The organism is Flavobacterium amniphilum, assembly GCF_023634845.1.
GTDB lineage: Bacteria > Bacteroidota > Bacteroidia > Flavobacteriales > Flavobacteriaceae > Flavobacterium > Flavobacterium amniphilum.
Genome location: NZ_JAMLJL010000008.1, coordinates 80,790 through 94,605, shown reverse-complemented (window position 1 = coordinate 94,605; position 13,816 = coordinate 80,790). Strand labels below are relative to the sequence as shown.

The window sequence follows — 13,816 nt, the reverse complement described above, 5'->3', positions numbered from 1 at the left end:
TTAAAGAAATTATTTTACTAATTTCACTTCTACTCTTCTGTTTAAAGCTTTACCAGCTTTAGTTTTGTTAGTAGCGATTGGTTTAGATTCACCGTAACCAGCTGAAGTTAATCTAGCAGCATCGATACCTTCTTGGATTAAATAATCCTTAACAGCAGCAGCTCTAGTTTCAGATAAAGTTTGGTTAGCAGCATCTTTACCGTCAGCATCAGTGTGACCTTCGATAGAGAAGTTAGAACCTGGGTACTCTTTTAAGATAGCAACCATAGCTTGTAACACTGGGTAAGTTCTTTGTTGGAAAGTAGCTTTGTTAGTATCGAACAAGATAGTTTTAGCGTAGTCGTTTAATTTTTTCATTACGTCTTCGCTTACTTCAGGACAACCGTTGTTAGCTACAGTACCTTTAACATCCGGACATTTGTCATCTTTGTCAAGAACTGAGTCACCATCAGTATCTGGCCATGGACAACCACCGTTATCTCTTGGACCTGCTACAGTAGGACATTTATCTTTGTTATCAGCTACACCGTCACCGTCAGAATCAGGACAACCTTGTAAGTTAGCTAAACCTGGAGTTTCAGGACAAGCATCATCTTTATCAGCAATACCGTCACCGTCAGTATCAGGACATCCATTTAATTCTTTTGGACCAGCTAATTCAGGACAAGCATCTTCTTTATCTTGGATTCCGTCACCGTCAGTATCAGGACAACCTTGGAATTCTTTTAAACCAGCAACTTCAGGACAAGCATCATCTTTATCATAGATACCGTCGTTGTCAGTATCTTTACCTCCAAATTGGAAAGTAAGACCTGCCATGTGTTGGAAAACTGAAGGAACGTCTAATTGACCTTCTTCATCAAGTCTGTCTGTAAATGCTTTTTTGTAAGTAGAGCTTAATGATAAACCAACTTGCTCAGTTAACCAGAAAGTTACAGCACCACCAAAGTTAGCATTTCCTGCACTTTGTTTGTCCATCCAAGTATAACCTCCACCAATGTGAAGAGAAGGATCGAACCATTTGCTACCGATTAATGACTTGAAGCTATAAGCAATTTTACCATCAGCTCCATAGTACATAAAATCACCAGGATTATAAGTTACAGTTTGAGAAGTTGAACCTGGCACTACATCAACCCATTTAGAAATTTTGTTAATAGACCCTGTAATTCCTACTGACCAGCTACCACCTACGTTTTTAGCTACTGACAAATAAGACACAGAAGGAATAATATTCCAGTTATCACTCACATCAAAAAATTGTGAAAAGTGATCTTTAATGTTAAAATCTCTTGTACCTGCACTAGTTCTAGTATCTACTGCATTTGCACCAAAAGATATCGCCCATGGATTATCACTGCTTTGTGCATTTGCATTCAAACCAGCAACCATCAACATGGAAACAAAAAGTTTGTTAAGATGTTTCATACTTAATTTTATTTGATTACAATACGTTATTGTGACAAAAGTAAGTCGTAAATAATTAATTACAAAATGAATTGTTAAAAAAATCGACTTGTTTATTGAAAAAAATTATTTTTTTAGTATATTTAAAGAAAGGCCAACTTTCGTAAAAGCCTCAATGGCTTTGTCCAAATGTGCTTTTGTGTGTGCTGCTGAAAGCTGTACCCTGATACGGGCTTTTTCTTTAGGAACCACCGGAAAAAAGAATCCTATAACATAAATTCCTTTTTTCAGCAATTCGTCAGCCATCACTTGAGAAAGCTTAGCATCATACAGCATTACAGGAACAATAGCCGAATCTCCGTCAATTATATCAAATCCTGCTTTTTTCATTCCGTCTTTAAAATAGTTGGTATTCCATTCCAGTTGATCACGCAAAGTTGTATCTTTTTCCAACAACTCAAAAACCTTCAAAGACGCTCCAACAATCGATGGCGCCAATGAATTTGAGAATAAATACGGTCTCGAACGCTGACGCAATATTTCGATGATTTCTTTTTTGGCCGTAGTATAACCGCCCATAGCTCCACCCAACGCCTTTCCTAAAGTCCCGGTAATGATATCCACACGTCCCATTACTTTTTTCGCTTCCAAAGTACCTTTTCCTGTCGCTCCGATAAAACCTGCCGCATGACATTCGTCCACCATAACCATGGCATCATATTGATCTGCCAAATCACAAATTTTATCCAATGGCGCTACTAAACCATCCATCGAAAACACCCCATCGGTCACAATTAATTTAAAACGGCAGCCTGCCTCGGTTGCCTTTTTAAGCTGTTCTTCCAAATCAGCCATATTGTTATTCTCATAACGGTAACGTGCCGCTTTACACAAACGGACTCCGTCAATAATCGAAGCATGATTCAAACTATCAGAAATAATACAATCTTCCTCACCCAATAATGGTTCAAAAACTCCTCCGTTAGCATCAAAAGCAGCAGCATACAAGATTGTATCTTCAGTACCGTAAAACTTAGCAATTGTTTCTTCAAGTTGTTTATGAATATCCTGTGTTCCACAAATAAAACGAACAGAAGACATTCCGAAGCCATGTGAATCCAAAGCATCTTTTGCCGCCTGAACCACTTCAGGATGCGAAGAAAGACCTAAATAATTATTGGCACAAAAATTCAAAACCGTCTCACCGTTCACAGTGATTTCAGCTCCTTGCGGAGAAGTTATGATCCGCTCTTTTTTGTACAATCCGTTTGACTCGATTGCCTCTAATTCATTTTGTAAGTGTTGTTTGATTTTTCCGTACATATCAGTATTAATTAACAGAATCGTTAGTTCCTATTTTTGATTTACAAATTTACTACTTCTAATTTCTCACCTATATACAAAAGTGTTTTTTTAACCACATTTAACCCCATTTCCTCCAAAACAGCCTCATATTCGGTAATTTGTCTCACATATTTTTCCTGATGCATCCCCGTTTTATAATCAAGCAGATACACTTCGTTTCCTTTTATGGCTACGCGGTCCGGAATCATCATTTTTACATTTTTTTTCAAAATACTACGCTCATTGAACACTTTATTTTCCGCTGAAAAAAAATCAACCAATTCAGGATGACCAACAATTTTCAGCAACATTTCCAACACCGTGTTTTCCTGATGCGCTGAAATTAATCCGTTTTCCAATGCTTTGGCTACAGCCAACCCTACATCATCTTTAGTTCTGACAAACGAAAGAATTTCATGCATCATATTACCAAATTCTATCGCTTGCTGTTGTGAAGTCCCCCACATCAAAGCTTCGCGTTGGGCAATTTTTATCGAATCCGGTTTAATTACTGAATGTAAACTTTTTATTGACTCGACATAACTCGTTTTTTTTAAACCTGAAGACATTTTCTCGGGAGAACCAAAATCATAATTCATTTTACCGGCTTCAAAATCAATCCGGTCTTCCACAAATTCGATAAAATAAGAAGCGAGATTATTGGGTAACTTCCCTTCTTTATTACGTTGTTTGTAACCTGAAATAACATACAATTGCTCTTCAGCACGTGTTAAAGCCACATACAACACATTAATATTATCCAACAAATCTTCTTGTGCTTTCTGGTTGTAAACTCGGTTTGCCTGTTCACCGAATTTCTGCACGTCTTTATTTTTGGCAACCAAAGCTTTTGACATTCCCATTTCAGCTTCATCAGCCTGAATCCACAATTTATCACCTTTTGTCCTCGTGAAATCTTCTTCGGCAAAAGGAAAAATAACTACCGGAAATTCCAACCCTTTTGATTTGTGAATAGTCATAATGCGGATAGCATCAGATCCTTCCGCAGATGGTACGCTCAGCTTGCTTCCGCTTTTTTTCCAATATTCAAGAAAATCCCCAATACTCATTTGGTATTTTACATCGCGTTCCAAAACCACATCCAGAAAAAACTGCACATATGCATTGTTTTTATCTTTCGGAATACCATTCATTATAATATTCTCCGCTATCTCATAAAGTGATTTTCTTCTGATATATGTAAAATCAAGATTAACACCATAACTCTTAAGCCATTTTCGAAACTCACCTTCATCCTCAAATTGAATTCCTTCACTTATAAAATTATGGACTCCAACCGGAATTGTATAGTTTTTAACCAAGTAATACAGAAGATGAGCCAGTGATTCCTTATCTTTTTTATCATTCAGATAACGAAGTACATCCAGAACAAACTGCACTTCGGAAGAACTATCTAACAACAAACTTTCCGAAGAAATAACCGGTATTTTATTCTCAGTCAGATAATTAGCCAATAAAACACCATGCTTATTACTTCTTGTCAATAAGACGATATCGCTTAAAGAAAACCCTTTCGCAAGAATATCCTGTATGGTTTGTCCTGTTTTTTGAAGATATAAATCATTTGTTGTAATTTCCTCATCATCAGCTTCTTCCAACTCAGACAGAAAAGAGATATTTACAAAACCTCCTTTTTTGGCATTAGTCCGCTGATAACTTTTATTCAGATACAAATCCTTATAATCTTCATTTTCAAATTTCTCAGCCAAAAATCTAAAAAAGTCGTTATTAAAATGAATCACTTCATCATAACTTCTGTAATTAGATTCCAGATTAAAAACTTTGAAATTTTCATTACTAAAAGGATATTTTTTCATTTTCGTCAGATCAATAAACTGCTCTGCCTTTCCGCCACGCCAACGATAAATAGACTGCTTCGGATCACCAACAATCAACAACGACCCCTGATTTCCCTGTAAATCTTCACTTGACAACGCATTATCGATAAGCGGAACCAGATTTTGCCATTGCATTTCAGAAGTATCCTGAAATTCGTCAATAAAAAAATGTTTATACCTTTCTCCCAACCGCTCATAAATAAAAGGAGCCGGCTGGTTCTGAATTTGCTCATTAATCAACTTATTGAATTCGGAAATAGACAAAATACTTTGTTCTTCCTGAATTTTAGCCAATTGATTGCTCACGGTATTCAAAAGTGAAAGCGGCGTAATATTCTTAAGAAAAGCTTCATAAAAATGTTTCTTTTCCATTTTCTTATAAATCAGATGAAGATCAGCCAGCATTTGCGGAATAATTCCCTCTATAAGACTTCTGTCTTTGGCAGTTTTATTGATTTTGATATCGTCAGGTTCGTGATATGTTTTATTATTAGGATTAAATCTTTCCTCCTGAATACTTTTAAGATGATTAGGAAAATGTCCTGCGGAAAAAGATTTGACATCAATCCCGCTTGAATCAATACGATTTATTATTTGGGAAGCTAAATCAGCTGATTCATCGTCAATATCTTTACACAACTCCTGCAGTTTTCTCTTCAAAGCAACGAATTCGGGTATTTGCTTCTCTTTCAAAGAAATCACTTCTTCCCTATAATTTTCATTCAAAATAAGCTTTCCGGTCGTAAAAATCTCACTTGAAATATCCCAGGATTTATCATCATCTGTTTTCTCCATGGTAAAATCCACCAAAAGCTTAGTCAGCACTTCATCTTCTCCCGCTTGGGCAATAATCGCATCAACAGCTTCCTGAAGCAAATTTTCCGTATCAAGTGACACATCAAAATTGACCGGCAAATCCAAGTCATGCGCAAACGACCGGATAACCTTATGTGTAAATTTATCAATGGTTGAAATATCAAAAGCAGCATAATTATGAATGATGTTTTTAATAATTGCTTTAGACTTTTCGGTAATTTTATAAAGATCCAAACCTGTGTCAATTGAAATATCCTTCATCAAACTAATTGATTTATCTGACGGATTTCCTTTGGTAAAATCAAAAAGGCTGTCAACAATACGGCTTTTCATTTCATGAACCGCTTTATTGGTAAAGGTTATAGCCAAAATATTCTTATACGCATCATCTTTCCGGGAAGTCAGGATAATTTTCAGATACTCTTTTACCAAAGTATACGTTTTACCCGAACCGGCAGAAGCATTATAAATAGAAAACGCAGGTTTTTTCAATAGAAATTACTTATAAAGATTAGCTTATAGTGAAATAAAAAATAACTATTTCCTTTTCCAAAGTTAAATGATTAATTTTGAAATCAATTAGTATTAATTTTAAACAAACAATATTATGGCTTTCGAATTACCGCAATTACCATATGCATACGACGCATTAGAACCACATATCGATGCAAGAACAATGGAAATCCACCATTCAAAACATCACAATGCTTATACCACTAATTTAAACGCAGCTATCGCCGGAACTGATTTAGAAGGAAAATCGATCGAAGAAATCCTTAAAAACTTAGATTTGACAAAAGCAGCAATCCGTAACAACGGTGGTGGTTTTTATAACCATAATTTATTCTGGACTGTTATGTCTCCAAACGGAGGAGGCGAACCTACAGGTGAATTAGCAGATGCAATCAATAGTGCATTTGGAAATTTTGCAGCATTTAAAGAAGCTTTCGCTAAAGCAGGAGCGACGCAATTCGGATCTGGATGGGCATGGTTATGTGTGAAAGAAGGAAAATTAGAAGTATGTGGAACACCTAACCAGGACAACACTTTAATGCCGGGTGTAGGATGCGGAGGAACCCCAATCTTAGGAATGGATGTATGGGAACATGCTTATTATTTAAATTACCAAAACCGTCGTCCTGATTATATTGAAGCATTCTTCAATGTAATCAATTGGACAGAAGTAGCAAGAAGATATTCCGAAGCAAAATAAAACTTCATCTTTAAAAAAATGAAAAGCCTGGTTTATACCGGGCTTTTTTATTTGAACTAATAACTAACAAAGAATAAAAAAGGTGGACTGTTAGTTCCACCTTTTTTGCCCCAAATCTACCATAAACTTAACCTACTTATGTAATGGTGAGTCAAATGTAGAGCAGGAATATCTTGTTACCAAAGAAAGTCGTCAAACTACCTATATAATCGACAAGAGAAGCTATGCTTGATATTCTCTGGTTTACAAACCCAATTACACCTTAAAAATGATACTTTTTAATTTTTTACAAAAATAAAAAAGGCAGGATTGCTCCTACCTTTTTTGCCCCAAATCTACCATAAACTTAACCTACTTATGTAATGGTATAGCGAAAGTATAGCAGCTTTAAATCATTGTCAAAATAAATCGGTGAATTGTCAAAAAAATCGTTGATTGCATTAGGGTTCATTAATTTTGGTTAGAGTATTCAAAAACTAATGCTTAAGTATATAAAATAAAAAAGGCGGAAGTATTAGTTCCACCTTTTTTGCCCCAAATCTACCATAAACTTAACCTACTTATGTAATGGTATGGCGAATATAGAATCAGGATATAGTCACACCAAACTTAATCGGTGAATTGTAAATAAAGTCGATAAAAGACATTTTTGTAATCCTTTTAGTACGCTCTGGCGTCCTTACCTTCATAGAAATTCATGAAAGCTCTGTTCACAACCCTATTCCCTCCATCGGTAGGATAATTCCCCGTAAAATACCAATCCCCTAAATTTTTCGGACATGCTTTATGCAAATCAGCGACTGTTTGGAAAATAATTTTCACTTCTGCTTTTACCGAAGGTTCAGTAAGCATTTCAGCAATTTTATCCGAAATCTGCTCGTCTGTAAACTGTTCATATAATTCATTCACATAGTTCACAACTTCAGAATCATTAAGATGTTCTTGCGCTTTACACTTAGCATATACTTCATCAACCAAATGATACTTATTAGCATCTTTCAGCAATTCAAGCATCGCCTGGAAAGCTACTAACGTTTCCAGTTTAGCCATATCAATTCCATAACAATCCGGATAACGGATTTGCGGTGCGGAAGAAACAATAACGATTTGCTTCGGATTTAAACGATCCATCATTTTGATGATACTCTTTTTCAATGTTGTACCACGTACGATACTATCATCAATGATTACCAGATTATCTGTTGGTTTAATCACACCATAAGTCACATCATAAACGTGAGCGACCATATCGTCACGGGAACTGTCTTCGGTAATGAAAGTCCTTAATTTTACATCTTTAATGGCAATTTTTTCCGAACGCAATTTAACAGAAAGTATTTCCTGGAGTTTTTCTTCAGACAGAGAATCTTTATGCTCTAAAATAGCAGCAATTTTTCGTTGGTTCAAAAAGTCGTTGGCCGCTTCAACCATTCCGTAAAAAGAGGTTTCTGCTGTATTAGGTATATAGGAGAAAACAGTATTATCAGTATCGTTATTTACCGCTTTTAAAACAGCAGGCATAATCAATTTACCCAGCTGTTTACGCTCCTGATAAATTTCGGCATCACTGCCACGGGAAAAATAAATCCGTTCAAAAGAACAAGCTTTCTTATCCAGAGCCTCACGGACTTTCTCATCGATAACTGTTCCGTTCTTTTTGACAATCAAAGCATGTCCCGGTGTAATTTCCTGGATAGCATCAAAAGGAACATTGAAAACCGTTTGTATAACCGGCCTTTCAGAAGCCACCACTACTATTTCATCATCCTGATAATAATAAGCTGGTCTGATTCCAGCTGGATCCCTTGTTACAAAAGCATCTCCATGCCCTAACAACCCTGCCATGGCATAACCGCCGTCCCAGTTTTTGGATGCACGTCTTAAAATACGCCCCACATCTAATCTCTCGGCGATTACTGGTGAAGCTTCCTGTTTTGACAAACCTTCATTTTTACAAACCTGATACATTTCGGTCACTTCGTCGTCTAAAAAATGTCCGATCTTTTCCATTACGGTTACAGTATCTGCCATTTGTTTCGGATGTTGACCCAAAGCAACCAAATCACCGAACAATTCTTTCACATTGGTCATATTGAAATTTCCGGCAACAATCAGATTGCGGTGCATCCAATTATTCTGACGTAAAAATGGATGAACATTTTCAATGCTGTTTTTACCAAATGTACCATAACGAACATGTCCTAAAAACAACTCACCTACATAAGGAATATGTTTTTTCTGCAAACTGACATCATTCAGGTATTCAGGATGATTTTCAAGCTCTTCATTGATGCGTCCGTTAATCTGACCGAATATATCCTGAATAGGCTGGGCTTGATTGGAACGGATACGGCTGATATATCTTTCACCTGGATCTACATCTAATTTGATACTCGCCAAACCTGCACCATCCTGCCCTCTATTGTGTTGTTTTTCTAGAAGAAGATACATTTTTTCAACTCCATAAAAAGCAGTACCGTATTTTTCTTTGTAGTATTCTAAAGGTTTTTTTAATCTTAAAAGTGCAATACCACACTCGTGTTTTATCGCGTCACTCATTGTTGTTGTGTTGTTGTTATATAAATAAAAAAAGCCCCGAAAATCGAGGCGTAATTTTTTAAGCTAGTTCAATATCGAATTGCGTTAACGCTTTGAATTGCTTCAATCTGTCTTTTACCTCTTCTTTGGTTAAGCTTACCATTCTTTCTGTTCCAAATTTCTCCACACAGAAAGATGCCAAATTAGAACCTTGGATAATGGCAGTTTTCATCGTTTCAAATGAAATATCTCCTTGCTGGGTAATGTATCCCGCGAAACCACCGGCAAAAGTATCTCCTGCTCCTGTAGGATCAAAAACGTCTGCCAATGGCAAAGCTGGAGCAAAGAAAATTTCTTTACCGTGAAAAATTAGAGCACCGTGTTCACCTTTTTTGATCACCACGTATTTTGGCCCCATTGTATGAATTTTAGCAGCTGCTTTTACCAATGAATACTCTCCTGATAATTGACGGGCTTCTTCATCATTAATTGTAATAACATCCACACGTTTAATCACATCTAACAATTCAGGTAATGCACAATCCATCCAAAAATTCATAGTATCCAAAACCACTAATTTAGGTTTTTGTGACATTTGATCCAAAACCCCTGTTTGCACAATTGGATGTAAGTTTCCTAACATTACCACATCTGCATCATCAAAATTTTCAGGAACTACCGGGTTGAAATCAGCCAATACATTTAATTCTGTAGCCAAAGTATCTCTGGAATTCATATCGTTGTGGTAACGACCACTCCAAAAGAATGTTTTACCGCCTTTAACAACTTCAAGTCCGGTTACATCAATATTTCTTGATTTTAATAAATCGATATATTCTTGCGGAAAATCTTCCCCAACAACCGAAACGATTGCCGACTGCAAGTTAAAATGTGAAGCTGAAAGACCAATAAAAGTACCTGCTCCTCCTAAAATTTTATCTGTTTTTCCAAACGGCGTTTCAATAGCATCAAAAGCTACTGTTCCTACAATTAATAATTTATTCATAAAACGAATTGAAAATTAAGGCGCAAAGATACAATTTAGTTTTTGTTCTTCCCAACAGAATTTTTAGTTCTATTTTCCAGTTGATATTTCATTGTCTTAAAAGTTTCATAAGGAGCTTTGCTCAACATGGAATTAACAACAAAAGCCGGCACATTAGCTTCTGGATCACCAAATAATTGCTGGGTCACAACAGTTGTTTTTTCATCTACTTTTTTAAGATTCCAAAAACCTCTGAAACGCTTAATACGGATAATTTTCGGATTGATCTTAACAATATTATTTGCTGCAGTTAAGGTTATGGTACATTCCTTTTTCTTTCTGGACAACACAACTTTAGAAACATGATCTCTGTCTTTTACCGGCCAATCAAAGTTATTCTGGATATAAAATATCCAACTGGTATCAGAAAGTTTTTTAATCAAAACAGAATTATTCGTTTTATAACTCCAGTTTTTCAGGTTTTTAATGTCCAGGATTTTTTTCAAAACCGTATCCATGGGGGCTTTTACCTCCATAACAGCTTTATACTCCTTAATGGAAGAGGAATCTGTCTTCCTTACATATACTTTAATATCATCTTTATCCAAGTCCAGCTTCCATGGATGAAGCTGTACAAATCCCAGAAGAAAGAACCCTAAAAAGAGATATAAAAGTTTCTGCATCAGATAAAAATAAGAAAATCAAAGCAGTTTATCAGCTTCATTTTCATAAAACGAGTCCACAGCCAATTTATTTTGTTGGGAAGCCATTACAGCCAACTGATCACAACGCTCGTTTTGCGGATGATTGTTATGTCCTTTCACCCATTTGAAATCAACTTGGTGCTGACGGTAAATTTTCAGGAAGCGCATCCATAGGTCCGGATTTTTTTTGGCTTTAAAACCAATTTTCTCCCAACCGAAAACCCATCTTTTCTCAACAGCATCCACTACATATTTAGAATCAGAAACCACCAAAACTTTCATATTCGGATTTTTTAGTTTTTCCAATCCCACTATAACCGCCAATAATTCCATACGATTATTGGTAGTCAGCCGAAAACCCTCGTAAAATTCTTTTTTATATGCAGTTCCGACCAATTCCATAACAACCCCGTAGCCTCCCGGCCCGGGATTGCCTTTAGCAGCACCGTCAGTATATATGTGAACCTGATGACTCAAAATTATTTACTCATTAAAAGTTGTTCTATTACCTGTGGAAAATACCGATATTCCAACGAGTGTACCTTAAAAGCAATTTCATCGGGCGTTTTACAATCTTCCACCGATACCGATTTCTGAAAAACAATCCCGCCTTCATCATAATGCTCATTCACATAATGGATCGTAATCCCGGTTTCTTTTTCTTTCTGATCCAAAACTGCCTGATGCACACGCATGCCATACATCCCTTTCCCTCCGAATTTTGGCAATAATGCAGGATGGATATTAATAATCTTATCCGGATATTTCGCAATGATATCAGACGGAAACTTCAGAAGAAAACCGGCCAGCACAATCAGATCCGGATTAATTTCTTCGACTTTTTGCAATACAGAACCATCAATGAGCTCTTCCCGTGAAAAAATTTCAAAAGGAATGTTATGGTTTTTAGCCCGATCTAAAACTTTGGCATGCAGATTGTTAGTAAATATTCCGACTACGTTTCCTTGATTACTGTTTTTAAAATGTAATATGATTTGTTCGGCATTCGAGCCTGAACCCGATGCAAATATTACAATCTTTTTCATTTGTTGTGTTATTAAAAGTATTGACAATAAACCGGTTAGAATTAATGCGCAATTGTACTATTCATTCCGCAAAAAAAAGAATAATAAATGACAAATAATTAAAAATGGTATTCTTTGTGAAATTAATTTTCTAAATTCGTAGTTAGATTTATTAACTAAAAAACTGGTTGTAAAATAATTTTTTTATTTTTGCCAACTAATTAAAATTTAAAATTAAAGATTATGTCAGACATTGCATCAAGAGTAAAAGCGATTATCGTAGACAAATTAGGTGTTGACGAAAACGAAGTTGTTACAGAAGCAAGCTTCACTAACGATTTAGGAGCTGATTCATTAGACACTGTTGAGCTAATTATGGAGTTCGAAAAAGAATTTGACATCCAAATTCCAGACGACCAAGCTGAAAACATTGCTACTGTAGGTCAAGCTATTTCTTACATCGAAGAAGCTAAAAAATAATAATACTACCAAACATCTGTAAGTGCAACACCTTACAGATGTTATTATTTTTTACTGTCTTTATCAAAATCTTTTGTAGATTTGTAAAAACATTGATTGTATTACAATCATAAATATTATGTAATACCCATTGTTTCTTTTAGTTAATTAAAAGTACCATGGGTTTTTTTATATCAAACAAAACCAACTGAGGATGCAATTAAAGCGAGTAGTAGTAACAGGATTAGGAGCACTTACACCAATAGGAAATACTATAGAAGAATATTGGAACGGGTTAATAAACGGAAAAAGCGGTGCAGCACCTATCACGTATTATGACACCGAAAAACATAAAACTAAGTTTGCCTGCGAAGTAAAAAACTTCAACGTTGAAGAATACATAGACAAAAAAGAATCCCGCAGGATGGATAAATTTGCCCAGTACGCTATTGTAGCCGGAGAGCAAGCCATCAAAGACGCAGGAATTACCGACACAAATGTTAACAAAGCAAGAGTAGGTGTTATCTGGGGTGCCGGAATTGGCGGTTTGGAAACTTTCCAGGAAGAAGTCTTAAGCTATGCCAAAGGTGACGGAACACCACGTTTCAACCCATTTTTCATACCAAAAATGATTGCTGACATTGCGCCGGCACATATTTCAATGCGCAACGGATTTATGGGACCAAACTATACAACCGTTTCCGCATGTGCTTCATCAGCAAACGCTTTGATTGACGCATTCAACTATATCCGTTTAGGAATGTGTGACGTAATCATTTCAGGTGGTTCAGAAGCTGCCGTTACCATTGCCGGTATGGGCGGATTCAACTCCATGCAGGCTTTATCAACCAGAAACGAAAGTCCGGAAACCGCATCAAGACCGTTTGACGCAACACGTGACGGATTCGTACTAGGAGAAGGAGCCGGAGCATTGGTATTGGAAGAATATGAACACGCAAAAGCAAGAGGAGCAAAAATTTACTGTGAAGTTGGCGGTGGCGGTATGTCATCGGATGCTTACCATTTAACTGCTCCACACCCTGAAGGAATTGGAGTAATTGCCGTAATGCAAAACTGTTTGAATGATGCCGGTATGAAACCTGAAGATGTAGAACACATCAACACTCACGGAACTTCAACACCTCTTGGCGACGTAGCTGAATTAAAAGCGATTAGTGCAGTTTTTGGTGATCACGCTAAAAACATCAACATCAACTCAACGAAATCAATGACAGGCCACCTTTTGGGTGCTGCCGGAGCCATTGAAGCCATTGCGTCTGTTTTAGCCATCAAACACGGAATCATTCCTCCTACAATCAATCACACGGTTGTAGATGAAAACATCGATCCGTCATTAAACCTAACCCTTAATAAAGCTCAAAAAAGAGATATTAAAGTGGCTATGAGCAATACTTTCGGATTTGGTGGTCATAATGCTTGTGTTTTATTCAAAAAAATTGACTAAT

Annotated in this window: 11 protein-coding genes; 3 read left to right on the top strand and 8 right to left on the bottom strand. The window is 36.4% G+C overall.

The window, feature by feature from the left end:
* Positions 1-9: 9 nt before the first annotated feature.
* From NAT51_RS10730 to NAT51_RS10720, 3 genes are all read right to left on the bottom strand, one after another.
* Positions 10-1,428, bottom strand: coding sequence for an OmpA family protein (locus NAT51_RS10730; RefSeq protein ID WP_250598905.1), 1,419 nt, complete (start codon positions 1,426-1,428; stop codon positions 10-12).
* Positions 1,429-1,533: 105 nt separating this feature from the next.
* Entirely contained in the window at positions 1,534-2,730 is a 1,197-nt protein-coding gene (kbl, locus tag NAT51_RS10725; protein ID WP_250598904.1) for a glycine C-acetyltransferase, read from the bottom strand.
* Positions 2,731-2,771: 41 nt separating this feature from the next.
* A complete protein-coding gene (locus tag NAT51_RS10720; RefSeq protein WP_250598903.1) occupies positions 2,772-5,918 on the bottom strand; it encodes a UvrD-helicase domain-containing protein in 3,147 nt (1,048 codons plus the stop codon).
* A gap of 115 nt (positions 5,919-6,033) precedes the next feature.
* Between NAT51_RS10720 and NAT51_RS10715 the strand changes: the two genes are divergently transcribed.
* Positions 6,034-6,639, top strand: coding sequence for a superoxide dismutase (locus tag NAT51_RS10715; RefSeq protein ID WP_250598902.1), 606 nt, complete (start codon positions 6,034-6,036; stop codon positions 6,637-6,639).
* Between the two features lie 660 nt (positions 6,640-7,299).
* Here NAT51_RS10715 and NAT51_RS10710 read toward each other — a convergent pair.
* Genes NAT51_RS10710 through purN form a run of 5 tightly spaced genes read right to left on the bottom strand, consistent with a single transcriptional unit; the run spans position 7,300 to position 11,912 of the window.
* Positions 7,300-9,198 carry an amidophosphoribosyltransferase gene (locus NAT51_RS10710; RefSeq protein WP_250598901.1) on the bottom strand — a complete coding sequence of 633 codons (1,899 nt, stop codon included), beginning with the start codon at positions 9,196-9,198 and terminating at the stop codon, positions 7,300-7,302.
* 58 nt (positions 9,199-9,256) lie between these two features.
* Positions 9,257-10,183: a PfkB family carbohydrate kinase gene (locus tag NAT51_RS10705; protein ID WP_250598900.1), complete on the bottom strand. Its 927-nt coding sequence runs from the start codon at positions 10,181-10,183 to the stop codon at positions 9,257-9,259.
* 35 nt (positions 10,184-10,218) lie between these two features.
* Complete coding sequence (locus NAT51_RS10700) at positions 10,219-10,845, bottom strand: START domain-containing protein (protein ID WP_250598899.1); 627 nt, start codon at positions 10,843-10,845, stop codon at positions 10,219-10,221.
* Between the two features lie 18 nt (positions 10,846-10,863).
* Positions 10,864-11,343 carry a ribonuclease HI gene (rnhA, locus tag NAT51_RS10695; RefSeq protein ID WP_250598898.1) on the bottom strand — a complete coding sequence of 160 codons (480 nt, stop codon included), beginning with the start codon at positions 11,341-11,343 and terminating at the stop codon, positions 10,864-10,866.
* 2 nt (positions 11,344-11,345) lie between these two features.
* Positions 11,346-11,912: a phosphoribosylglycinamide formyltransferase gene (purN, locus tag NAT51_RS10690; RefSeq protein ID WP_250598897.1), complete on the bottom strand. Its 567-nt coding sequence runs from the start codon at positions 11,910-11,912 to the stop codon at positions 11,346-11,348.
* A 222-nt stretch (positions 11,913-12,134) separates the two neighbouring features.
* Between purN and NAT51_RS10685 the strand changes: the two genes are divergently transcribed.
* Together NAT51_RS10685 and fabF are read left to right on the top strand one after the other, a co-directional pair.
* The gene (locus NAT51_RS10685) at positions 12,135-12,371 is read left to right on the top strand and encodes an acyl carrier protein (protein WP_007137004.1); all 237 of its coding nucleotides are present in this window, start codon (positions 12,135-12,137) and stop codon (positions 12,369-12,371) included.
* 193 nt (positions 12,372-12,564) lie between these two features.
* Entirely contained in the window at positions 12,565-13,815 is a 1,251-nt protein-coding gene (gene fabF / locus NAT51_RS10680; RefSeq protein ID WP_250598896.1) for a beta-ketoacyl-ACP synthase II, read from the top strand.
* Position 13,816: the final 1 nt, after the last annotated feature.